The organism is Kitasatospora sp. NPDC096147, from assembly GCF_044763225.1.
GTDB lineage: Bacteria > Actinomycetota > Actinomycetes > Streptomycetales > Streptomycetaceae > Kitasatospora.
This window is the reverse complement of the sequence record NZ_JBIWFX010000004.1, coordinates 138,009-160,060: the sequence shown is the minus strand read 5'-3', so window position 1 is coordinate 160,060 and position 22,052 is coordinate 138,009. Positions and strand designations below refer to the sequence as shown.

At 72.9% G+C, this 22,052-nt stretch carries 18 protein-coding genes; 9 read left to right on the top strand and 9 right to left on the bottom strand.

The features are described from left to right. Window positions 1-66 precede the first annotated feature (66 nt). Window positions 67-843, top strand: coding sequence for an enoyl-CoA hydratase (locus ACIRBX_RS14885; protein WP_402296707.1), 777 nt, complete (start codon window positions 67-69; stop codon window positions 841-843). Between the two features lie 22 nt (window positions 844-865). Here ACIRBX_RS14885 and ACIRBX_RS14880 read toward each other — a convergent pair whose 3' ends face one another. Then, a complete protein-coding gene (locus tag ACIRBX_RS14880) occupies window positions 866-1,480 on the bottom strand; it encodes an HdeD family acid-resistance protein (protein ID WP_402296705.1) in 615 nt (204 codons plus the stop codon). A gap of 246 nt (window positions 1,481-1,726) precedes the next feature. Between ACIRBX_RS14880 and ACIRBX_RS14875 the strand changes: the two genes are divergently transcribed. Further along, window positions 1,727-3,604: an NAD-binding protein gene (locus tag ACIRBX_RS14875; RefSeq protein WP_402296704.1), complete on the top strand. Its 1,878-nt coding sequence runs from the start codon at window positions 1,727-1,729 to the stop codon at window positions 3,602-3,604. Here ACIRBX_RS14875 and ACIRBX_RS14870 read toward each other — a convergent pair. Together ACIRBX_RS14870 and ACIRBX_RS14865 are read right to left on the bottom strand one after the other, a co-directional pair. Then, entirely contained in the window at window positions 3,561-5,045 is a 1,485-nt protein-coding gene (locus tag ACIRBX_RS14870) for a hypothetical protein (RefSeq protein WP_402296702.1), read from the bottom strand. The genes ACIRBX_RS14875 and ACIRBX_RS14870 overlap by 44 nt on opposite strands. A gap of 43 nt (window positions 5,046-5,088) precedes the next feature. After that, a complete protein-coding gene (locus ACIRBX_RS14865) occupies window positions 5,089-8,664 on the bottom strand; it encodes an ACP S-malonyltransferase (RefSeq protein WP_402296700.1) in 3,576 nt (1,191 codons plus the stop codon). A 253-nt stretch (window positions 8,665-8,917) separates the two neighbouring features. Between ACIRBX_RS14865 and ACIRBX_RS14860 the strand changes: the two genes are divergently transcribed. Next, a complete protein-coding gene (locus ACIRBX_RS14860) occupies window positions 8,918-10,126 on the top strand; it encodes an MFS transporter (RefSeq protein WP_402296698.1) in 1,209 nt (402 codons plus the stop codon). 60 nt (window positions 10,127-10,186) lie between these two features. On the opposite strand, the gene ACIRBX_RS14855 is transcribed toward ACIRBX_RS14860, so the two are convergent. Beyond that, on the bottom strand, window positions 10,187-10,516 hold the full coding sequence (locus ACIRBX_RS14855) for an antibiotic biosynthesis monooxygenase family protein (protein WP_402296696.1): 330 nt from the start codon (window positions 10,514-10,516) through the stop codon (window positions 10,187-10,189). A gap of 132 nt (window positions 10,517-10,648) precedes the next feature. Here ACIRBX_RS14855 and ACIRBX_RS14850 point away from each other — a divergent pair, with 132 nt between their 5' ends. After that, window positions 10,649-10,906, top strand: coding sequence for a Prokaryotic metallothionein (locus ACIRBX_RS14850; RefSeq protein ID WP_402296695.1), 258 nt, complete (start codon window positions 10,649-10,651; stop codon window positions 10,904-10,906). Between the two features lie 20 nt (window positions 10,907-10,926). Here the strand turns inward: ACIRBX_RS14850 and ACIRBX_RS14845 are convergent, their stop codons facing one another. The 4 genes from ACIRBX_RS14845 to ACIRBX_RS14830 form a co-directional block, all read right to left on the bottom strand. Then, window positions 10,927-12,201 (bottom strand): ATP-binding protein, encoded by a 1,275-nt coding sequence (locus tag ACIRBX_RS14845; RefSeq protein ID WP_402296694.1) that lies wholly within the window; start codon window positions 12,199-12,201, stop codon window positions 10,927-10,929. 98 nt (window positions 12,202-12,299) lie between these two features. Further along, the gene (locus tag ACIRBX_RS14840) at window positions 12,300-13,547 is read right to left on the bottom strand and encodes a cytochrome P450 (RefSeq protein WP_402296692.1); all 1,248 of its coding nucleotides are present in this window, start codon (window positions 13,545-13,547) and stop codon (window positions 12,300-12,302) included. Between the two features lie 62 nt (window positions 13,548-13,609). Continuing rightward, window positions 13,610-14,425 carry an EI24 domain-containing protein gene (locus tag ACIRBX_RS14835; protein WP_402296691.1) on the bottom strand — a complete coding sequence of 272 codons (816 nt, stop codon included), beginning with the start codon at window positions 14,423-14,425 and terminating at the stop codon, window positions 13,610-13,612. Between the two features lie 33 nt (window positions 14,426-14,458). Next, a complete protein-coding gene (locus ACIRBX_RS14830; RefSeq protein WP_402296689.1) occupies window positions 14,459-14,725 on the bottom strand; it encodes a Uma2 family endonuclease in 267 nt (88 codons plus the stop codon). 109 nt (window positions 14,726-14,834) lie between these two features. Between ACIRBX_RS14830 and ACIRBX_RS14825 the strand changes: the two genes are divergently transcribed. The 5 genes from ACIRBX_RS14825 (at window position 14,835) to ACIRBX_RS14805 (ending at window position 20,177) form a co-directional block, all read left to right on the top strand. Continuing rightward, entirely contained in the window at window positions 14,835-15,395 is a 561-nt protein-coding gene (locus ACIRBX_RS14825) for a hypothetical protein (RefSeq protein ID WP_402296687.1), read from the top strand. Window positions 15,396-15,598: 203 nt separating this feature from the next. After that, the gene (locus tag ACIRBX_RS14820) at window positions 15,599-16,324 is read left to right on the top strand and encodes a maleylpyruvate isomerase family mycothiol-dependent enzyme (protein WP_402296685.1); all 726 of its coding nucleotides are present in this window, start codon (window positions 15,599-15,601) and stop codon (window positions 16,322-16,324) included. A 163-nt stretch (window positions 16,325-16,487) separates the two neighbouring features. Beyond that, window positions 16,488-18,707, top strand: a complete 2,220-nt coding sequence (locus ACIRBX_RS14815) for an NADP-dependent isocitrate dehydrogenase (RefSeq protein WP_402296684.1) — start codon at window positions 16,488-16,490, stop codon at window positions 18,705-18,707. A 124-nt stretch (window positions 18,708-18,831) separates the two neighbouring features. After that, window positions 18,832-19,545, top strand: coding sequence for a GNAT family N-acetyltransferase (locus ACIRBX_RS14810; protein ID WP_402296683.1), 714 nt, complete (start codon window positions 18,832-18,834; stop codon window positions 19,543-19,545). A 143-nt stretch (window positions 19,546-19,688) separates the two neighbouring features. Continuing rightward, complete coding sequence (locus ACIRBX_RS14805; RefSeq protein ID WP_402296681.1) at window positions 19,689-20,177, top strand: cupin domain-containing protein; 489 nt, start codon at window positions 19,689-19,691, stop codon at window positions 20,175-20,177. A gap of 58 nt (window positions 20,178-20,235) precedes the next feature. Here the strand turns inward: ACIRBX_RS14805 and ACIRBX_RS14800 are convergent, their stop codons facing one another. Further along, window positions 20,236-22,044 carry a hypothetical protein gene (locus ACIRBX_RS14800; RefSeq protein ID WP_402296679.1) on the bottom strand — a complete coding sequence of 603 codons (1,809 nt, stop codon included), beginning with the start codon at window positions 22,042-22,044 and terminating at the stop codon, window positions 20,236-20,238. Between the last annotated feature and the right edge of the window lie 8 nt (window positions 22,045-22,052).

Below are 22,052 nucleotides of genomic sequence, written 5' to 3'. Positions count from 1 at the left end.
CGGCGCCCTCCGTCGGGAAGGCTGTCCCCCGGAATGACCCGCAGCGTACCGAGGGAGTCAACGAGGATGACCGAGTACCGGACGATCCTGGTGGAGCAGAAGGGGCGGGTCGGGCTGATCACGCTCAACCGCCCGGAGGCGCTGAACGCGCTGAACAACGAGCTGATGCGGGAGGTGGTGGCCGCCGCCACCGCCTTCGACCGGGACCCCGAGGTCGGCTGTACCGTGATCACCGGCTCGGAGAAGGCGTTCGCCGCCGGGGCCGACATCAAGGAGATGCAGGGCAACGAGTTCCCCGGGGTCTACCTGGAGGACTGGCTCGGGCCCTGGGACGAGCTGGGCCGGCTGCGCAAGCCGGTGATCGCCGCCGTGGCGGGCTACGCGCTGGGCGGGGGCTGCGAGTTGGCGATGCTCTGCGACATCCTGATCGCGGCCGACACCGCGAAGTTCGGCCAGCCGGAGATCAAGCTCGGCGTGATCCCGGGCATCGGCGGCTCGCAGCGGCTGACCCGGGCGATCGGCAAGGCCAAGGCGATGGACCTCTGCCTGACCGGCCGGATGATGGACGCCGAGGAGGCCGAGCGGGCCGGGTTGGTGGCCCGGATCGTGCCCGCCGCCGAGCTGCTCACGGTGGCGCTGGCCACCGCCGAGACGGTCGCGGGGATGTCCGCGACCGCCTCGGTGATGATGAAGGAGAGCGTGAACCGGGTCTTCGAGACCACCCTCGCCGAGGGCGTCCGGTTCGAACGGCGGCTGTTCCACGCCCTGTTCGCCACCGCGGACCAGAAGGAGGGGATGGCCGCCTTCGCCGAGAAGCGCAAGCCGTCCTTCGAGAACCGCTGACCCCCGGACCCGGCCGGGGCGTTCAGACCCCGGCCGGGATCTCCTTGGAGCGGCGGCGGACCTGGAGCGCGGTGACGATCTCGATCACCCCGAGCACCAGCAGCCACACCCCGGCCAGCACCGTGAGCGCCGCGATCGAGCCGACCGGCCAGACCATCAGCAGCACGCCCGCCAGGGTGTTGAGCACCCCGCCGAAGACCTGCCAGCCCCGGGCCGGCATCCGCGGGTCCGAGGAGGCCGCCGCGATCTGGGTGATGCCGCGGAACAGCCAGCCGATCCCGATCCAGATCCCCAGCAGGGCCAGCGACTGCACCGCGCTGCGGAAGCAGAGCAGCCCGAGCAGCAGGCAGAGCGCCCCGCTGATGAAGGCCAGCACCCGCAGCGCCGTACTGGCGTGGGTGCCGAACGCGGCGACCAGCTGCACCACGCCGATCACCACCAGGTAGAGGCCGAACAGCACGCCGACCACCCAGAGGGTCTGCTTCGGCCAGACGAAGACGATCACGCCCAGCACCAGCGAGACCACCCCCGCGCCGAGCAGCACCTGCCAGGCCATCTTGGCCAGCCGCTGGATCGGCCCCTCGAAGCCGGGGTGGTCGTCGTCGGGGATCGGGGTGGGGCGGTAGACCTCGTTCACGGCGCGGCTCCTGACGGGCAGTGGGGTCGATCGTTCCCACTCTGCCGCCCGCGCGGTGGCCCCGCCGACTGGTACCGCCGAAGGAGGGACGGCCGGGGAGCCTCGCGGACGACCGGGGCGCTTCGCGGACGATCGGCGGCTTTCCGAACCGGCCACCGGAGCGCCATCCGCCGGACACCCGGCTGGCTATGATCGGAGGTGGGGGCCGCACCACGGGGCCGGAGCGGTGCGAGGTCGGGGGACCGGTTGAGCCACTACCTGGTGTGCGGCGGCAATGCGCTCGCCCACCGTCTGATCCGTGAGCTGATCGAACACTACGACGTCCCGGTGGTCGCGCTGGTCCCGGACCTGACGCAGGATCACGGGCCCAGGATCAGCCAGATCCCCGGGCTGGCGGCGGTGCACGAGTACCCCGCCATCTCCGCCGAGACGCTGCGCGCCTGCGGCATCGAGGAGGCCAACGGGATCGCCTTGGTGGACGGCACCGACCAGGGGAACATCCACGCCGCGATGGCCGCCGAGGGCCTCAACCCCGGCATCCGGATCGTGCTGCGGATGTACAACCAGCGGCTCGGCCAGCACATCGAGCGGCTGCTCCCCAACTGCACCTCGCTCTCCGGCTCCGCCACCGCCGCCCCGGCCTTCGCCAACGGCGCCCTGGAGCGGCCCAACTCGGTGCACGCGGGCGGCCGTTACCTGTACGTCGCCTACGACGAGGAGATCCGGGACAACCAGCTCTGCGTGGTCGCCGACGGCATCGACCCGCAGGACCTCGGCCGGCTCCGGCTGCTCCCGGACACCGCCGGGCGGGCCGCCGAGTTCATCGCGCTGGCCCGCCGCTTCGGCGACGAGGGCCAGGGCGGGCCGCCGCCCCCGCCGCCGCCCGGGCACGAGCCCGGCGGACTGGCCGCGCTCCAGGCGCTCACCGAGCGCCCCCCGCTGCGCATCCCCTGGTGGACCAGGCTGCGCTGGCGGGTGCTGGACGCGCTGCGGTTCTTCACCAGCGCCCGGCTGCGGCTGCTGCTCACGGTGGCGCTGGTGGCGGTGCTGCTGGGCGGGGCGGTGATCTGGTGGTCCACCGGCCACCTGGGCTGGGCGCTCTACTACACCCTGCTGGACGTGGCGGGGGCGGCCGACCCCGACCGGCCCGGCGACTCCCCCGGCGACGGCAGCGGGCCCTGGGCCCGGGCCGCCCAGGTGGTGGTCACCTTCTGCGGCATCACCTTCGCCCCGGTCGCCACCGCGATCGCGGTGGAAGCCCTGGCCACCGGCCGGCGCGGCCTGCCCCGGGGGCCCGGGGCCGGGCTGCGCGACCACGTGGTGGTGGTCGGGCTGAACAACCTGGGCACCCGGGTGGCCGGGATGCTCCGCGAGACCGGGGTACCGGTGGTCTGCGTGGAGCGCGATCCTCAGTCCCGGGGCATCGCCGCGATGCGGGCGCTCGGCGTGCCGGTGCTGGTCGGTGACGCCCCGTTGGCCGGCCAGCTGCGCCGGGCCCGGGTCCAGCACGCCCGCGCGGTGGTCTCGGTGACCAGGGACGACGCGGCCAATCTGGAGGCGGCCCTGGAGGCCCGGGCGATCCACCCGGAGATCCGCATCGTCTGCCGGCTGTTCGACGACGACTTCGCCCATCACGTCTACGCGACCCTGGGGAACGTGGTCTCCCGCTCGGTCTCCTACCTGTCCGCCCCCGGCTTCGCCGCCGCCCTGATGGGGCGTGAGGTGCTGGGCACCCTCTCGGTCTTCCGGCACGTGCTGCTGCTCGCCGAGCTGACCGCCGAGGACGGGTCCGGTCTGATCGGACGGACCGTCTGGGGGCTGGAGGAGCCCGGTGGGGTCCGGGTGGTCGGGGTCCGGCTGGCCCGCCGCCCGGGGGACGTGCTGTGGAACTTCGCCGACCGGGGCTACCGCCTCCGGGCCGGTGACCGGGTGCTGCTCGCCGCCACCCGGATCGGTCTGGCCCGCCTCGGCCCGGCGCCCGCCGAGCCGCCACCGGCGCCCGGACCGCAGCCCGCGCCGGCCTCAGGACCCCAGCCCGCGCCGGCCTCCGGACCGGTCGGCCCGCCGCCCGCCGGGCCGGTCAGCGGACCGGTGCCGGAGCCGCGATCGGGTGGAGCCGGCTGAAGTACTCCGTCTCGCCGCGACCGGTGCCCCGCATCCGCAGCGCCCAGCTGACCAGCGCGTGGTCCAGCAGGTAGAGCCGGGCCCCTTCCTCCACCCCGTCCGGCGAGAGGTGGTCCACCACCCACTCGGTGGCGGACAGCCCGCCGTACCGGGCCCGGGGGGCGAACAGCCGCCGCCACTCGCCGATCTCGCCCAGCATGTTGAGCACGTAGCTGAACGGGTAGGGCCGGTTCACCCGGTCCAGGTCGGTGACGTCCAGGTCCGGGTAGGAGTCCACCACCCGCTCCAGCAGCCCGTCCGTCACCAGCTCGGTCCGGCCGGTGACCATGGCGGTCTCGATCAGGTAGGCGTAGGCGATCCCGTTGAGGAAGAAGTTGGCCCCCGGGTCGATCCCCTCCCACTGGCCGACCAGCTCCGTCACGAAGCCTTCCAGGTCCGGGAGTTGGTCCTCCAGCCGACCGAGGTTGAGCAGCGCGACCAGGTAGTAGAGGCCCATGTGGGTGCGCTCGGCCGGGGCGATCCGCTCCCACAGCCCGCGCATCTCGGCCAGCCGGTCCCGGCGGTAGGTCAGGTACTCGGGGCGGCCGGCCACCGCGATCGCGTTCAGCATCGTGACCAGCGGATAGACCTGGGAGAACGCCGGGGTCATCGGCTGCGGGAAGGAGGCCGGGCCGAGCTCCTCGCCCCGGTCCAGGTGGTCCAGCACCTCCTTCATGAAGTCCCGTTCGCCGTCGAAGATCCGGTCCCCGTGGCCGAGCAGACTGATCGCGGAGAGCAGCACCGAGCCGCCCCGGCCCCGGAAGAACGGCGAGGGTATCCGCTCCAGCAGCCCGAGTGCCTCCCCGATGTGATCCCGCTCGGCCGTCACCAGCCGCTCCCCCAGGCCGAGTTGGCCGAAGGCGAGGAAGACCGCCGAGTAGCCGGAGAGCCGCTCGTAGTCGCCGTGGCCCCCCGCGTTCTCGTCCTTGATCTGGTCCGGGCGGATCGCGTCCACGGTGGCCAACACCTCGGCCGGGACGTCGAGTTCGCCGTTCACCAGCAGCCCCCGGTCCAGCTCCAGCTTGGCGAAGGCGTCCAGCAGGATGCAGCCCAGGCTCAGCCGGTGGTACGGGTTCGGCTCGGCCCGGAAGGCGTCCACCACCGGGCCCAGGTCCCGGGCCACCGACGCCCGGCCGTACTCCCGCTCCGGGTCGGTGACCTTGAGCACCAGCTCCGCCAGCAGCCGGGAGAACAGGGTGTAGGAGTTGCCGGCCGGCACCCTCCCGGCCAGTCGGCCGAAGGTCGCCCGGATCGCGGCGGCCACCTCCGGGTCGTAGGCCACGGGGTACTGGCCGAGGCCGATGCCCCGCACCATCCGGCTCCACGGGGTGGCCAGCACCCGGGATTCGTTGGAGAGTTCGCCGAGGCCGGTGACGGGCGGCCGGTTCAGGGAAGTGGTCATGACGGTGGTGCTCCTCTCGGATCGGGCGGCGTACGGAGGGGGATCAGGCAGCCAGGCGGTCGGTGCCCGGCGGCAGCTGCCGGCCGCCGGTGCCCTGGATGACCGAGAAGCGGCGGGCGAACCACGGCAGCGGCGGCACGGCCAGGCCGAGGAAGTCCTTGCGGCGGCCCTCCAGCATCTCCAGCGCCCAGTTCAGCCACTTGACGCCCTCGCAGTAGATCGCGACCGGGCGGCGCTGGGTCTGGTAGCCATCCGTCAGGGTGCCGTCCAGCTCCGCCTGGAAGTGGAACGGCGGCATCGCGGTGAAGTGGGTGCCCATCAGGAAGACGAAGCGGATCAGCCAGTACGGGTCCTCCCGCAGGTAGGCGGAGTCCGGGTCGTCCAGGTCGTAGGCGGCGGTCATCACCGGGGCGAACCAGTCCTCCATGCCGAGCCGCTCGCCGGCCCCGCGCACCTGCTCGCCGGCCGCCGTCACGTCACGCACCCGGTAGGCCCGCTGGTAGGGGTTGCCCTCCTCGAACTCGACCTCCACGCTGGGGTGGTGGCCCGGGCCGGTCTCCACGGTGAGCTTGAAGCGCTCGAAGTGGATCTCGTCGTAGTGGCCCACCGAGTTGTGCCAGGGCTTGTTGTCGTACATCGGGTCGTCACGGGTCTCGGCGCCGTCGGTCTTGAAGCCGATCGAGCGCGGGTCGAGGAACTTGATGCCCAGCGACTCGGCGGTGATCGCCGCCAGCGCCTCCTCGATCTCCGACTGCGGAGCGCCCGCCTCGATCAACTCCTGGGCCCGCAGCAGCGGTTCGGGGGTGGCCAGCTTGACGTTCTCGGTGTTGGTGTCGCCCATCACCAGCGAGTGGAAGCGCGGCTCCAGCACCTCCAGGTACTCCGGGTGCTCGCGGAACTGGCGGAGCAGCGCACCGGAGTTGAGGTAGGAGACGCCGTTGATGGTGATCCGCTCGGTGTCCAACAGCTCCGGCGAGAAGGTCAGCGGGGCGGTCCGGCGGCTGAGCGCGAGGCGGTCCTCGATCTTGCGGAAGTAGGAGACGTCCAGCGTCTCACCGGGCGCGGGCACCCGGCCGACCGCGTGCACCTGCTCGTTCAGCACCCGGAAGAGCTGCTCGTACAGCCGGGCCAGCACGGCCGGCGGCGGCGAGTGCTTCTCCACGAAGCGGCTGACCTCCTCGCCCTCCACGTAGCTCATCTCGTAGATGACCTCCTGGTGGCCCTCCCGGACGTCCCCGGCCAGGTGTGCGGGGACCGGCAGCACCCGCTCCAGCACGTCGAAGACCTCGGGGAAGTTGGCCTTCACCGACTCCGGCAGCGCCTGCAGGTACTCGGCCTGCTTGCGGGCCTTGGCGAACGGCGGCAGCATCACGCCCTCGCCGTCCTGGTCCCAGCGGGCGGTGGTGAGCGCCTCGCTGAGGATCTTGCGCACGGTGATCCGGCTCTCGCCCTCCCGGCGCAGGAAGAAGGTCATCGACTCGCTGCCGCCCTGCCCGAAGCCGACCACCTCCTCGTCGGCGTGCAGGTAGGCCCGGACGGTGCCGGCCAGCAGCCGGCGGCCCCGGGCGTAGCGCAGCAGCTTGGCGTCCTCCTCGGTCCGGGCCAGCGCGGCCCGGTCCTCCGCCTCGTCCAGCTCCCGGTAGGCCCCGCGCTGCCGGATGCCCTCGGCGCCGGGCACCGGGACCAGCTCGACCGGGAACGGGCCGGCGTCCACCCGCAGCGGTGCCGCCCCGAGCGCCAGCACCAGGCAGCTGCCCCCCAGGTGGACCGGCCGGGCGTCACGGGCCAGGGCACCGTCCAGCAGTACCGCGCGGGTGGCGGCGGTGAGGTCCTTGGCGGTCTCCAGCGGGATGCCGTCCGGCGAGATCACCGGCACGGTGACCGCACCGATCGTCACCTCGGCCAGCTCCTCGGCGAGTTCCTCCCGCGATCCGTACCGGGCGGTGGCCAGCAGCGCCTCCGCCCGCTCCACCGGGAGCGCTCCGGCGACGGCCAGCGCGGCCAGCCAGCCGGCCCGGTCGGAGCCGGCCAGGTAGTGGTCACTCTGCTCGAACAGCACCGGGCGGCTCTCGGCGAGCAGGCCGTGCAGCGCGTACCGCCGTCCGACCTCCCCCGCCGCCTCCCGCCCGCCGCCGAGGTGCACCACCAGCACCTCGGGCCCGCCCGGCGCCGTGCGGGTCTCGGTGCGGCCGTCGGCGCGCAGCACCCGCAGCTCGGTGTAGGCCAGGCCGAGCTCCTCGGGCGCCCCCTCGATCCGCTTGCGCAGCCGGGCCCGCAGCACCAGCTCGCCGGACTCGGCGTCCAGCAGGGCACGGTGACGGTGGCTCAGCCGGGCGGTCTCCAGCAGCCGCCGGGCGGTGGAGCCGGCCGGCGGCTCGGGCCGGTCGGTGCGGGCCAGCGTGCGGCCCAGGTACTGCTCGGCGAAGGGGCTGCGGGCGGCCCGCCGGAGCACGTCGCGCAGGGTGGCGAGCTCCGGGGCGGCGGGCGCTCCGGCGGCGTCGGCTAAGCGTTCGAGGGTGGCCTCCAGCTCCTCGGCCGCGCTCACCGCACCCAGCAGTAGCTCGGTCTCCTCGGGCGCTCCGGCGTACGCCAGCGCGGGCGCCACGGCATTGTTGTCGGTCAGCAGCTGAACGGACTTGTTTCCCATACCGAGCTCCAGGGTCATGTCGATGCGGAGGCCGTCCAGGATTTCCACGGTGGTCCTGGAGGCCATGATCTCGTCGGCCATCGCCAGGACTCCGTCCCGTATCCCGGCGGCCGTGGCGAGCATTCCGGTGCCGTTGTTGGAGATCACCGGAGTGTGCGGGGTGCGGAATTCCACCCCCTGACGGTCGATGTACTTCTCGAAGGCGTTCCGGGCCTCGCGGAGGCGGGCCGAGTGCGCCAGGAAGGTGGTGGGCGATTTCAGTTCCTCGGCCCGCACCCCGGGGAATGCCGTGAGGAGGTCGGCGAATTCCGACCGGCTCCCGGCGGCGACGTACACGTTGGTCTGCCGCGGTGAGTAGAGTTTGTGCACCTCGACGGCTTCGGCCGGGAAGTGCCGGGCCAGCCCGTCCAGCGCGGCGGCCAGCTCGTCCGGCTCCCCCCGCAGGGCGACCACATGGGCCGCCTCCCGCACCAGCGGGCGCTCCCGCACCTCCGGCGACAGGCAGTCGACGAGCTCCCGGGCGTACGGACCGTCGGGCGCCGCTCCCTCGGCCGCCAGCAGCATCAGCGGAGTGAAGGCCCGGGCGATCCGGACCCCGTCCAGCACCGAGAGCGAGCCGGCCGCCACCGCCGCCGCCAGCACCCCGAAGCTCTCCCCCGTGTAGGCGGCGAACTCCAGCCGGACGCCGCGGCGGGCCGCCTCGGCCCGCAGCAGGGCCTCCAGCGCCAGCCCGTGCACCAGGAAGGCGGCGCCGACGAATCCCTGCTGCTCGGACCGGACGGCCGGCAGGTTCTCCGCGGCCAGCAGGATGCGGCCGGGCTCGCCGGGGAATCCGATCGCCGCCGCGCCGTCGCGGTAGATCGCGGATATCTCCGGATTCCCGGAATCGAGCAGGGAGCTGCCGAGCTCGCGATAAGCGGCACGGCTCCCGAGACCGGGGAAGAATCCCACGGCGTGAATCCCATTGTTCACGACGATCTCCGTTCCGAGGGGGAAGGATGTCTGTGCGAACAACTTTAGGAGGCGTACCAACCCTCCGGACATCACGGATGCCGATGGGGTATGACGATCACACCGATGCCGGAACGGAAACTGGACCTGACGAAGTCTCGATCGGTACGCAGACGAAACTGGCCCGCCGAAGTTATGAAGAGCTACTTTCCATGAAGACCCTCACGCCCATCCGCACACACCCCTGCCCATGCACGACTACGGAGGTCCCACCATGCCCATCGGGCTCATCGCCTTAGCCCTGGGAGGCTTCGGCATCGGCCTCACCGAGTTCGGGATCGTGGGTCTGCTGCCCGAGGTGGCGGCGGACTACCAGGTCACCGAGTCGGTGGCCGGCTACCTGATCTCGGGGTACGCGCTCAGCGTCGCCATCGGCGCCGTCCTGCTGACCGCCGCGATCGCGCGCTTCGACCGCAAGAAGGTCCTGCTCTCGCTGATGGTGCTGTTCATCATCGGCAACCTGATCTCGGCCGTCGCCCCGACCTACGGCATCCTGATGGTCGGCCGGATCGTCGCCGCGCTCTGCCACGGCGCCTTCTTCGGCGTCGGCGCGGTGGTCGCGGCCGACATGGTCGCCGAGAACAAGCGGGCCGGTGCCATCTCGCTGATGTTCGGCGGTCTCACCGCCGCCAACGTGCTGGGCGTCCCGCTCGGCACCTTCCTCGGCCAGCAGCTCGGCTGGCGCTCCACCTTCTGGGCCATCACCATCATCGGCGTGGTCGCCCTGGCCGGCATCAAGCTGCTCGTCCCGCAGACCGCCAAGCCCCAACACTCTGGCCTGCGGAGCGAGTTGGGTGCCTTCCGGCGCGGCCAGGTCTGGGTCTCGCTGACCCTGAGCGTGCTCGCCTTCGGCGGTGTCATCGGCGCCTACACCTACATCGCCTTCACCCTCACCGAGGTCAGCGGCTTCTCCACCGGCGCGGTGCCGTGGCTGCTGGTGCTGTTCGGCGTCGGCACCTTCATCGGCAACTTCGTCGGCGGCAAGGCGGCCGACCGCGCGCTGAACGGCTCGCTGATCCTGATCATGGCGGTGCTCGCCGTGGTGCTCGGGGTCTTCGCCCTCACCGCCGGCAACAAGGTGATGACCGTCATCTCCCTGCTGCTGATGGGCACCGTCGGCCTGGCCACCGCGCCCGGCCTGCAACTGCGCACCATGAAGTACGCCCAGGACGCCCCCATCATGGCCTCCGGCGCCAACATCGCCGCCTTCAACGTCGGCAACGCGCTCGGCGCCTGGATCGGCGGCCTGGCCCTGGCGGCCGGCTACGGCTTCGTCTCCCCGCTCTGGGCGGGCGCCGCCATCACGGTGGCCGGCCTGCTGGTCGTCACCTTCGGCTCGCTCCGCACCCAGGGCCAGCTCGGCCCGGTCGGCGACCACGCCAACGCCGCCACCCTGGACAGCCCGGTGCCCGCCGCGAAGTGACCCTCCGTCAGGCACCGGCGCCGCCCGCACCGATCACCACCGGTGCGGGCGGCGCCGCGTTCACGGCCGGGGTGCCGCCGGCTCGGCGGCCGGCGGCAGGTGCTCGAAGTGCGCCACCGAGGGCGGGTGCTCCAGGAAGCCGAACTCGCCCTCCGCCCAGACCGGCCGGATCCGCCACATGGTGCCCGCGTAGGCCCGCAGCGCCGCCTCGTCCCGCCAGCGGGTCACCACCAGCACCCGGTGGTCCAGGGCGGAGACCGACCGCAGCAGCTCCGCCCCCTGGTAGCCGTCGGTCCCGTCCAGGGCCGGGATCACCTCGTCGGCCAGCCGGGCACAGAACTCCTCCCTGCGAGCGGGGACCACCTGGGCCTCCCAGATCCGGACGATCATCGCCACCACCTCCGGTCCCCTCCATTGTCCGTTCGGCCGCACGCGGTTGCCCCGCCCCGGGGCCGGTTCGAGAGTGGAAGCGCGCGGCCGGCCCCGGCCGGGCGCCTTCCCGGATCGAGACGGAGCATCCCCATGGCGGTCTGCGTGGTCTGCGGCAACGACTACTGGCTGGCCTTCGAGATCAGGACGATCACCGGCGACAGCTACACCTTCGACAGCTTCGAGTGCGCGATGGAGAAGCTCGCGCCGCGCTGCGAGTACTGCCAGGTGCGGATCGTCGGCCACGGCGTCGAGGTCTCCGGCAAGTTCTTCTGCTGCGCCAACTGCGCCCGCCGCGACGGCGGCCTCGGCGAGCAGATCCGCGACGCGGTCGGCACCCACCCGGCATAGGCCCACCGGGCCCACCGGGCCTACAGCCGGGCGTGGGTGGTGATGTCGGCCTCGAAGTCGGCCACCAGCTCCGGCGTGACGGTCGGGCGGCAGTCGGCGATCGCGGCCAGGTAGTCGGCGGTGGTGGCGCCGGCCGTCGCCGCCGGGTCCGCACCGGTGTCCCGCTCGAACGCGGCCTGGGCCGCCGCGCGGGCGGCGTGCTCGATGTCGGCCGGGGTGAACAGGGCGCTGCGCTCGACCAGCAGGCCGAGGTCGACGCCCGCCCGGCCCTCGGTGTAGCGGGCCCAGATGGCCCGGCGGGCCACCGGGTCCGGGGTGCCGATCGGGATCAGGTAGTCGAACCGGCCGTGGCGCAGGAAGGCCGGGTCGATCGAGCGGATCGAGTTGGTGGCGCAGACCAGCAGCCGCTCGCCGCCCTCCCGGAAGCCGGGGATCAGCTTGAGCAGCTCGTTGGTCACCCCGTGCAGGCCGGCGTGGGCCGCGTCGCCCCGGACCGGCGCGATCTCCTCGACCTCGTCGATGAAGACCAGCACCCGCTCCAGCTCGGCGATCCGGCCGAAGGCGGTGCGCAGCGCGGCGGCCAGATTGCCCTCGTCGGCCAGCCGGGAGGGCAGCAGCTCGACGAACGGCCAGCCCAGCCGGGAGGCGACCGCCCGGGCGAAGGTGGTCTTGCCGGTGCCGGGCGGGCCGAACAGCGCGATCGCGCGCGGTGGCCGCACCCCGTGCCGGGCCGCCCGCTCCGGCTCGGCCAGCGGCCGGACCACCCGACGCTCGATCAGTTCCTTCTCGGTGCCCATCCCGGCCACCCGCTCCCAGAGGTCGTCCGGCAGCAGCCGTCCGCCCAGCTCGTCCAGCAGCCCGCCGCCCGGTCCGGCCTGCGGCTCGGCCTTCTCGAAGTACGCCACCGCCGGACGGCGGGCGTACCCGGCCTTGCGCAGGCCCTCGCCGAGCAGTTCCTCCTCGGGGAGCACGTAGGCGATCCGGCGCACCCTGCGCTCCAGCAGCCGCCGCTCCAGCTCGCGCAGCAGCGCGCTGGCCAGCCCCCGGCCGCGCCAGCCGGGGGCGATGGCGATCCGCATCACCCAGGCCCGGTCCCCCGCCAGGTGGGCCAGCGCGGCCCCGATCGGCTCGCCCCGCCGGACCGCCACCACGGCGGGCTGACGGTCGGTCAGCGCCCCGATGCACTCGGCCAGCGAGAAGACCGACTCCTGGCCCAGCGCGGCCGTGCTGTCGATCAGGTGCACCACGGCGGCCAGGTCGTCCTCGCGGTAGTCGTGTATCAGCCACTCGTCCATGGCCCGGAACGCTAGGGCCCCGGCCCGGCCCGGACAGCCCGCCGGAACGGACAACCGAACGGGGCGAACCGTACGTCCTGCCGCTTGCCCGGCCCGGCTCAGTACGCCAGCCGCAGCGCCTTGACCCGGTTGTCGAAGCTGGAGTGCACCAGGGCCGGCTCGCCCACCGAGCGGATCCGGGGCAGCCGGGTCAGCAGCTCGCGGAACAGCACCCTCATCTCCTGCCGGGCCAGGTACGCGCCGAGGCAGAAGTGCGGACCGCCGCCGCCGAAGCCCAGGTGGGGATTGGGCGAGCGGGTGATGTCGAAGGCGTCCGGGTCGGTGAAGACCGCCTCGTCCCGGTTGGCCGAGCCGAAGAACAGCACCACCTTCTCCCCGGCGGCCAGCCGAGTGCCGTTCAGCTCGTGGTCGACGGCCACCGTGCGGCGGAACTGGATGATCGGGGTGGCGTGCCGGACCATCTCCTCCACCGCGCCGCCGAGCCGCCCGTCCAGGTCGGCCGTCAGCAGCTCGCGCTGCTCGGGGTGGGTGGAGAGCAGGTGCAGTCCGTGCGCCAGCGCGTTGCGGGTGGTCTCCACCCCGGCGACCAGCAGCAGGGAGAAGAAGGCGCCCAGCTCACGGGAGTTGAGGCGGCGGCCGTCCACGTCGGCGGTCACCAGGGCGGAGATCAGGTCGTCGGTCGGCCGACGGCGGCGCTCCCGGCCGAGCGCGGCGATGATCTGCTGCATCCGGGCCAGTGCCATCAGCCCCCGGCCCGGGACGCGCAGCCGGCTGCGGGCGACGCCGGTGTGCTCGGAGGCGTCGTTGACCAGGGCGAGGATCCGCCGGCGCTGCTGCTCCGGCACCCCCATCATGTCGCAGATCACCCGATAGGGGAGCTGGGCGGCCACCGACGGGACGAAGTCGGCGGGCCGGTCGGCCGCCACCCGGTCGACCAACTCCCGCGCCACCACGCGGATGTCCTCCTCCACCCGGGAGATCAGCCGGGGCGTGAAGGCCCGCGAGACGATCCGCCGCAGGTCCGCGTGGCGCGGGTCGTCCAGGTTCACCATCGAGTCGCCGAAGACGGTCCGCACCCAGCGGGCCGGCTCGGGCGTGGTGACGCCGGGGCCGCTCAGGAAGACCTTGGAGTCACGGCTGGCCGCCACCACGTCGGCGTGCCGGACCAGGGCGTGGAAGCCCCGGCCGGTGCGCAGGTCGGTGAAGTACAGCGGCCCGTCCAACGCCCGGAGCCGGGCGAACGCCGCCGCCCGCTCCGGGAGCGGGAGCCGCCAGAACTCCGGGTCCGCGAGGTCGATCCCGTCGGGAGTGTGCCGCCGCCGGGCGAGGTCCGCCGTTGCCTTCATCCGGGCAGTTATGGTGCATCATTTGGCGGAATGTCAAGTTCCGCTGGCTTTGTCCTATTTGCTTACTTCTGCCACCCCTGCACCGGCCAGATCGCCTCGTCCTCGCCCTCCTCCTCGGCCTCTTCGGCCTCGTCCGCGGTCTCGACCGGCGCCAGGTCCCGGGCCAGCAGGGTCGCCCCCGCCACCGCGCCGGGCATCGCCAGCACCGTCACGAACGGCACCAGGAACAGCACCATCAGCGGCGCACCGAAGCCCAGCGCCAGGCCGAGCCGGCCGCGCAGCAGCCGCAGCCGCTCCGGCTGGGCGATCCCGCGCCGCTGCAGCGCCACCGCCGACAGCTCGGCCGCCATGAAGTACCCCGAGACGCAGATGCCCAGCACCGGCACCACCGTCTGCCCCACCACCGGAACGAACCCGGCCAGGAACAGCACCACCCCGAACGCCAGCACCCGCACCAGCACGTACAGGCTGTCCCGGGCCGAGACCACCAACTCCCGCCAGAGCGGCACCTCTGGCTTGGCCGGCGCCCCGCCCTCGGTCTCGTCCACCTTCTCGCACAGCGACTCGTAGAACGGCTGCCCGATCAGCAGCGTCACCGCCGTGAACGTCACCACCGACAGCCCGAAGCCCACCCCGAGCACCGCCACCTGCACGGCCCCGCGCACCAGCCCCTGCCACGGCGAGCCCCAGTCGTCGGCGAACGGCGTGGCCCACTGCGCGACATCGTCCGCGTACACCCCCAGCACGCCCAGCGCCGCCACGTACCCCACCAGGGCGATCAGCGCCGGGATCATCCCGAACCCCCACCACCGCCCGTGCCGCGCCACCCACTTCTGGCCCTTGACCAGGTACCCCATCCCCGCCACGAAATCACGCATGCCCGCAGCCTACGGGCCTGCCGTGACGGGCCTTCAGTAGGGCAGCAGCACCGAGGTGTCCAGCACGAAACCGAAGGGGGCGGGGACGTGCACCGCCTCCCCGAAGTCGGCGTCCTCCCGCATCCGGTAGCGCCCGGCCTCGGGCTCCCGGAAGAGCGTGACGGTCTTCCGGGTGGCGTCGACCAGCAGGTAGAGCGGAATCCCCATCAGGGGGTAGTCGCGGAGCTTGCCCACCCAGTCGTTCTCCGGACTGGACGGGGAGACGATCTCGACGGCGATCAGCGCGAGCTCGGTGACCAAGGGCCCGTCCGATCCGGGACCTGCTACCCGTCGGGGGCGGCCGAGGGAGGGATAGGTTGTGAATGCATTCACAAGCGATGCGAGAGCCCTACCGAAGAGGTGCATCACGATGGCCACCCTGCTCGACCGTCCCGTCCGTGCCGAAGCCCTCCTGAGCGACCGTCAGGACGGTCCGGTGGTCCGTTCGCGGGCGGCGCGGTACGCGCTGGCCGGGCTGCGGGTACTGGTGGGATGGACCTTCCTCTGGCCGTTCCTGGACAAGATGTTCGGCCTCGGATTCGCGACGAAGTCGGCCTCGGCGGTGGTCAACGGCGGTTCGCCGACCGAGGGCTTCCTGCTGCACGGGACGCAGGGCCCGTTCGCCCACGTCTTCGACTCGGTGGCCGGATCGCCGGTGCTGGACGCGCTGTTCATGACCGGCCTGCTCGGCATCGGCCTGGCCTTCCTGCTGGGCATCGGCACCCGGATCGCCGCCGCCTCGGCCACCCTGATGATGGCCTTCATGTGGCTGGTCACCCTCCAGCCCGCCACCAACCCGGTCACCGACGACCACTGGATGATCGCCGGCGCCGCCATCGTGCTGGCCACCACCGCCGCCGGCGACCACCTCGGCCTCGGCCGCCGCTGGAAGGCCACCCCGCTGGTCCGCCGCTTCCGCTGGCTCGCCTGACCACCCGTCACCCCCTCCGCCGCCGGCCCCCGCACCCACCACGTGCGGGGGCCGGCGGCGTACGCCCGGCCCGTGACCGACCGCACCCGTCGCCGTCGCCGTCAACCGGTCCACCCGACTGCACCGGCGCCAACCCACTGGCGGCAAGGGGCAGTTCGGAAATCCGATCGCCCGCTGTCGGCCGCCCCGGCTACGGTCCGGAGGTGAACCGATCCGACTACGCGTCCGCCCTCCGCCGCCACGCCACGCTGATGGCCGAGGCCGCGACCGGCGCCGACCTCACCCTCCCCGTACCCGGCTGTCCCGGCTGGACCTTCGGTGACCTGCTGGACCACACCGGGACCGTGCACCGGTTCTGGACCGGGATCGCCGACGGCACCCTGACCGACCCGGACGCCTGGACCGGCGTCGACCGCCCGGCCGACGCCGAGCTGCCCGGCTGGCTGGCCGACGGCGCCGAGCGGGCCGCCGCCGCGCTGGAGGTGCTCGACCCCGAAGAGCCGCGCTGGTCCTGGGCCACCCGGAAGGACGCCGGCTTCATCCAGCGCCGGATCGCGCACGAGACGGCCGTGCACGCCTGGGACGCCCTGAGCACCCTGGGCCGGGACGAGCCGATCGAGCGCGAGCTCGCGGCGGACGGCATCGAGGAGTTCCTCTCGATCTGCCGTCACGAGACCCCGCCGGCCGGCTACCCCGCTGCCGGCCTGCACCTGCACGCCACCGACGGCCCCGGCGAGTGGACCCTGCGGGTCGGCGAGGACGGTGGCTGGCGGCTGCTCACCGAGCACGCCAAGGGCGCCGTCGCGGTCCGGGGCGCCGCCTCCGAGCTGCTGCTCTTCCTCTGGCAGCGCCGCGCCCCCGAGCAGCTGGAGGTGTTCGGCACCCCGGAGGACCTGGCCGCCACCCTCACCGCCTTCCGCCGCAACTGAGACGGGCGCACGCACGGCGCTCCCCTCCCACGACACCCGCCCTCCTGCCGACCGACCCGCCCCACCCACGACTGGAAGAAGTCTGGGCGGGGTTGGTTGTCACAATGGAGCTGTCACGGGATATCTTGATGTCGAGACGTTGTAGCCGTGAAGCGGAGTACCGATGACTGACTCGACCATCATCTACACCCACACCGACGAGGCGCCGGCCCTGGCGACGTACTCGTTCCTCCCGATCGTCCAGGCCTACGCCTCGACCGCGGGCGTGCGGGTGGAGACCCGTGACATCTCCCTGGCCGGCCGCATCATCGCCGCCTTCCCGGAGCGTCTCGAAGAGACCCAGCGCATCGGCGACGCCCTCGCCGAGCTGGGCGAGCTGGCCAAGACCCCGCAGGCCAACATCATCAAGCTGCCGAACGTCTCGGCCTCGATCCCGCAGCTCAAGGCCGCGATCGCCGAGCTCCAGGCCCAGGGCTACGCGCTCCCCGCCTACCCGGACGAGCCGCAGACCGACGAGGAGCGCGACGTCCGCGCCCGCTACGACAAGATCAAGGGCTCGGCCGTCAACCCGGTCCTGCGCGAGGGCAACTCCGACCGCCGCGCCCCCGCCTCGGTGAAGAACTACGCCAAGGCCCACCCGCACCGCATGGGCGCCTGGACCCCGGAGTCCAAGACCAACGTCGCCACCATGGGCGTCAACGACTTCCGCTCCACCGAGAAGTCGACCGTGATCACCGAGGCCGGCGCGCTCAAGATCGAGCTGGTCGCCGCCGACGGCACCACCACCGTGCTGCGCGAGTCCGTCCCGGTCCAGGCCGGCGAGGTCGTCGACGCCTCGGTCATGCGGGTCGCCGCGCTCCGCGAGTTCCTGGCCGCCCAGGTCGCCGAGGCCAAGGCGCAGGGCGTGCTGTTCTCGGTGCACCTCAAGGCCACCATGATGAAGGTCTCCGACCCGATCGTCTTCGGCCACGTGGTCCGCGCCTTCTTCCCGCAGACCTTCGCCAAGTACGGTGCCGAGCTGACCGCAGCGGGCCTGAACCCGAACAACGGCCTCGGCGGCATCCTCGACGGTCTGGACAAGACCGCCAACGGCGCCGAGATCAAGGCCTCCTTCGAGGCTGAGCTGGCCGACGGCCCGGCCCTGGCCATGGTCGACTCGGACAAGGGCATCACCAACCTGCACGTGCCGTCCGACGTCATCGTCGACGCCTCGATGCCGGCCATGATCCGCACCTCCGGCCACATGTGGGGCCCGGACGGCCAGGAGGCCGACACCCTCGCGGTGCTGCCGGACAGCTCCTACGCCGGTGTCTACCAGGTCGTCATCGACGACTGCCGCGCCCACGGCGCCTTCGACCCGGCCACCATGGGCTCGGTGCCGAACGTCGGCCTGATGGCCCAGGCCGCCGAGGAGTACGGCAGCCACGACAAGACCTTCGAGATCGCCACCGCCGGCACCGTCCGCCTGGTCGACGCCTCGGGCGACGTGGTGCTGGAGCAGGCCGTCGAGGCCGGCGACATCTTCCGCGCCTGCCAGACCAAGGACGCCCCGATCCAGGACTGGGTCAAGCTGGCCGTCAACCGCGCCCGCGCCACCGGCTCCCCGGCCGTCTTCTGGCTGGACGAGACCCGCGCCCACGACGCGGTGCTGATCGGCAAGGTCAACGAGTACCTGCCGCAGCACGACACCGAGGGCCTGACCATCGAGATCCTCTCCCCGGTCAAGGCCACCGCCTACTCGCTGGAGCGCATCCGCCGCGGCGAGGACACCATCTCGGTGACCGGCAACGTGCTGCGTGACTACCTGACCGACCTGTTCCCGATCCTGGAGCTGGGCACCAGCGCCAAGATGCTCTCGGTCGTCCCGCTGATGAACGGCGGCGGCCTGTTCGAGACCGGCGCCGGCGGCTCCGCCCCGAAGCACGTCCAGCAGCTGGTCAAGGAGAACTACCTGCGCTGGGACAGCCTGGGCGAGTTCTTCGCGCTGGCCGCCAGCTTCGAGCACCTGGCCCAGACCACCGGCAACGCCCGCGCCCAGGTCCTCGCGGACACCCTGGACCGCGCCACCGGCACCTTCCTCAACGAGGACAAGTCGCCGAGCCGCCGCCTCGGTGGCATCGACAACCGCGGCAGCCACTTCTACCTCGGCCTCTACTGGGCCCAGGAGCTGGCCCAGCAGACCGCCGACGCCGAGCTCGCCGCCGCCTTCACCGGCCTCGCCAAGACCCTGGCGGAGCAGGAGGAGACCATCGTGGCCGAGCTGATCGCGGTGCAGGGCTCGCCGGTCGAGATCGGCGGCTACTACCAGCCGTCGCCTGAGCTGGCCGCCGCCGTGATGCGTCCGTCCGCCACCCTCAACGAGGCGCTGGCCCAGCTGGGCTGACGCACCGTCAGGAACGCGTGACAGAGGGGCCCCGCGGCTGTGTGCCGTGGGGCCCCTCCCCCTTTTCCGCCCGCCCCGCACCGCTCCGATCCCTGCTGCAGACCCCCGACCGAACGGAACAGCGATGTCGCACCCCGCACCGCAGCCGGACCCGCTCGCCAACCCGGCCCACTCGGCCCTGTTCGGCCCGCACGCCGCACTGGCCGAGCGGCGTGGCCGAGCCGCCCGCTACCCCGCCGACGTGTCGCCCTTCCACGCCCTGCCGGACGACCCCACCGAGGCCGACTGGGCCGACCTGGCCGCGCTCACCGGCCCCGGCGGCTTCGCCCTGCTGGCCGGGAACGGGATCGCCCCGCCGCCCGGCTGGCAGGTGACCTTCGAGCTCGGCGGCGTCCAACTGGTCGGCGACCGGCTGGCGCACGCCGCCGACCCCGAGGCGGTCGAGCTCGGGCCCGAGGACGTGCCGGAGATGCTGGCCCTGGTGGCGGCCACCCGCCCCGGCCCGTTCGAGGCCCGCACCATCGCCCTGGGCCGGTACCTGGGCCTGCGTCAGGACGGCGTCCTGGTCGCGATGGCGGGCGAGCGGATGCACCCCGTCGGCCACACCGAGATCAGCGCCGTCTGCACCGCCCCGTCCCACCGGGGGCAGGGCCTGGCCGCCCGGCTGGTCCGCGCCGTGGCGGCCGGCGTCCGCGAGCGCGGCGAGGTCCCGTTCCTGCACGCCGCCGACGACAACGTCAACGCGATCCGGCTCTACAAGGCCCTCGGCTTCACCCAGAGCCGCACCATCACCTTCCTGGGCGCGCTGGCCCCGGGCGGGGCGGCTCCTGACGCCTGAGGTCTTGCTCCTGACACCTGGTCAACCGGTCGAATTGGCCCAAGGAGATCGATGATCGAATGGACCAGAAGGCTGGGCCGATTCCCCCATAAGCTGATCACCGAGGCGAGCGAGATACGCTCCGCCGCACGAGGGGGAACCGCATGTCCGAGAACCACGACGTCGTCCTGATCCGCGCCGCCGCCGCCGAGGTGCTGACCGACGCGCCCGGCAGCCTGATCACCCTGTTCGCCGACTCGGCCACCACCGGTGGCAAGGTGACCAGCAACCGGGCCACCTTCGAGAAGGGCGCGACCGGCGCACCGCCGCACTTGCACACCCGGGCCACCGAGTTCTTCTTCGGGCTGGCCGGCGAGTTGGACGTCCTGATCGACGACCGGATCGAGACGCTCCGCCAGGGCGACTTCCTCGCCGTCCCGCCCGGCACCCGGCACGCCTTCGCCCCCGCCGACGGCTCCACCGCCGACGCGCTGGTCTTCTTCACCCCCGGCATGGACCGCTTCGACTACTACCGCCTGCTGGACCGGGTCAACAAGGGCGAGGCCGACTGGCAGGAGATCCGCGAGTCCGGCGAGCACTACGACAACCACTACGTCGAGAGCCCGACCTGGCAGGCCCGGACCGGCCGCTGAACGTACGGAACCCCCTGGGCCTTCGCGGCCAAGGGGGTTCCGTACGGACGGCCTCGGATCAGGAACGGGCCTCGGCCACGGCCGGGGCCAGCGCCTCCTTGAGGCGGGGACCGACCCGGGAGAAGCCGAGCTCCTTGACGGCGGCACGGAGCAGCTCGTCGTCGCTGCGCTCGGTGCCGTCGCTGTCCAACCACCGGACCAGGGCGGTCAGTTCGGCGGGCTCGTACGCGGTGACGGCCCGGCCGGCGGTGATGGCGGGCTTCTTCGGACGCCGCGCCTTCTTCGCCGACGCAGCGGCCGCGGCCTCGGCGGCCTCCACGGCGACGGGCTCCGGCTCCTCGACAGCAGCCACGGCAACCGGCTGAACGACGGGCTCCGGCTCGGCCTCGACGAGCACCTCGGCGACCGGCTCGGCCGAGACCACCGGCTCGGCCTGGGCCTCGGGCTCCGCCAACTCCTCGGCCACCGGCTCCGGTTCGACCGACGTCGCCACCTCGACCTCGGCCCGCACCTCGGCCTCCACCACCTCGGGCACGACCGGCTCGGCCACCGGCTCAGCCTCAGGCACGGCCTCGACCTCGGGCACCGTGTCGACCTTCGCCTCGACCTCGACCTCAGGCACCGCGACGGGCTCAGCCTCGACCACTGCCTCGACCTCAGGCACGGCCACCGGCTCAGCCTCAGGCACGGCCTCGACCTCGGGTGCCGTGTCGACCTTCGCCTCGACCTCGACCTCAGGCACCGCGACGGGCTCAGCCTCGACCACTGCCTCGACCTCAGGCACGGCCTCGACCTCGGGTGCCGTGTCGACCTTCGCCTCGACCTCGACATCGGCCTCAGGCACGGCCTCGGCCTCAACGTCGGCCACGGTGTCGGCCTCGACCTCGATCACGGTCTCCACCGCAGCGACCGGCTCCGCCTCCCGGGGCCCGGCGGCCAGGGCCTGGATGGCCTCCGCCTCCGTCGCGGTGCCGTGCAGCCGGTCGTACGCGGCGAGCGCCGCGTCCCGGTCGGCCTGACGCTCCGCCAGGTCCTCCAGCAGCCCGTCCAGCTCCGGCTCCGCCGTGAGCAGCGCGGAGCGCAGGGCACGGAGCGCGGGCAGCCGGTAGAGGGTGCCCTCGTCGGCGGCCAACCGGTCGACCAGGTCGGCGAGTTCAGCGAGCGGAAGGGCGTCCAGGGAGTACTCGGGGAGCAGCGAGCCGAGCGTCCGGGCGGCCTGGCCGATCTCCTCGACGGTCTGGGCGAGGGCGGTCAGCGAGGCGGGGTCGGCGACCACGGCCGGGCGGCCGATGGCGCCGGCCGCGGCCCAGTCGCCCTGGGTGGTGGCGGCGGCACGGACGGCGTCGAGCAGGTCGGCGCGGCGGGCCCGGGTGTCCACGGCGAGCTGCTTGGCCTGGGCGCGGAGTGCGCGGCGGCGGCCCCAGCCGAGCTTGACGGCCTGGTCGCGGCGCTCCCGCCACGGGACCAGGGCGGCGGTGAGCGCGTCCAGGTCGGTGTCGTAGACCTCGGGGCGCAGGGAGGCCGAAGTGCCGTGTGCGCCCTGGAGGATGGCGGTGAGCCGGGCCAGCTCCGCCAGGTTGGCGGGGGTGGCGGCGGAGCCGAGCAGGTCGGCCAGCGCGTCCCGGGTGGCGAGCAGGTCGTGACTGCGCAGCTCGGCCAGCGCGGTGGAGGCGGCGCGGGCGTCCTCGGGGGTGAGGACCGTCCCGGCGGCGTTGACCCAGGGGTTGGCGTCGGCGGCGAGGGAGAGGCCACCGAGCTCGGCGTAGCGGCCGAGGTCCTCGCGGGCCTCGCCGGAGGGCGTGGCGCTCGCGGAGGGTGAGGTGTCCACCGCCGGGCGGTCGGCGTCGTTCAGGTAGTTCACGGTCATGTGTGAAG

What these genes read in the sequence shown, in the direction of transcription:
- ACIRBX_RS14885 (WP_402296707.1), top strand. Translation starts at nt 67, where the DNA reads ATGACCGAGTACCGGACGATCCTGGTGGAGCAGAAGGGGCGGGTCGGG.
- ACIRBX_RS14870 (WP_402296702.1), bottom strand. Translation starts at nt 5,045, where the DNA reads ATGACCACTTCCCTGAACCGGCCGCCCGTCACCGGCCTCGGCGAACTC.
- ACIRBX_RS14860 (WP_402296698.1), top strand. Translation starts at nt 8,918, where the DNA reads ATGCCCATCGGGCTCATCGCCTTAGCCCTGGGAGGCTTCGGCATCGGC.
- ACIRBX_RS14855 (WP_402296696.1), bottom strand. Translation starts at nt 10,516, where the DNA reads ATGATCGTCCGGATCTGGGAGGCCCAGGTGGTCCCCGCTCGCAGGGAG.
- ACIRBX_RS14850 (WP_402296695.1), top strand. Translation starts at nt 10,649, where the DNA reads ATGGCGGTCTGCGTGGTCTGCGGCAACGACTACTGGCTGGCCTTCGAG.
- ACIRBX_RS14845 (WP_402296694.1), bottom strand. Translation starts at nt 12,201, where the DNA reads ATGGACGAGTGGCTGATACACGACTACCGCGAGGACGACCTGGCCGCC.
- ACIRBX_RS14840 (WP_402296692.1), bottom strand. Translation starts at nt 13,547, where the DNA reads ATGAAGGCAACGGCGGACCTCGCCCGGCGGCGGCACACTCCCGACGGG.
- ACIRBX_RS14835 (WP_402296691.1), bottom strand. Translation starts at nt 14,425, where the DNA reads ATGCGTGATTTCGTGGCGGGGATGGGGTACCTGGTCAAGGGCCAGAAG.
- ACIRBX_RS14825 (WP_402296687.1), top strand. Translation starts at nt 14,835, where the DNA reads ATGGCCACCCTGCTCGACCGTCCCGTCCGTGCCGAAGCCCTCCTGAGC.
- ACIRBX_RS14815 (WP_402296684.1), top strand. Translation starts at nt 16,488, where the DNA reads ATGACTGACTCGACCATCATCTACACCCACACCGACGAGGCGCCGGCC.
- ACIRBX_RS14810 (WP_402296683.1), top strand. Translation starts at nt 18,832, where the DNA reads ATGTCGCACCCCGCACCGCAGCCGGACCCGCTCGCCAACCCGGCCCAC.
- ACIRBX_RS14805 (WP_402296681.1), top strand. Translation starts at nt 19,689, where the DNA reads ATGTCCGAGAACCACGACGTCGTCCTGATCCGCGCCGCCGCCGCCGAG.
- ACIRBX_RS14800 (WP_402296679.1), bottom strand. Translation starts at nt 22,044, where the DNA reads ATGACCGTGAACTACCTGAACGACGCCGACCGCCCGGCGGTGGACACC.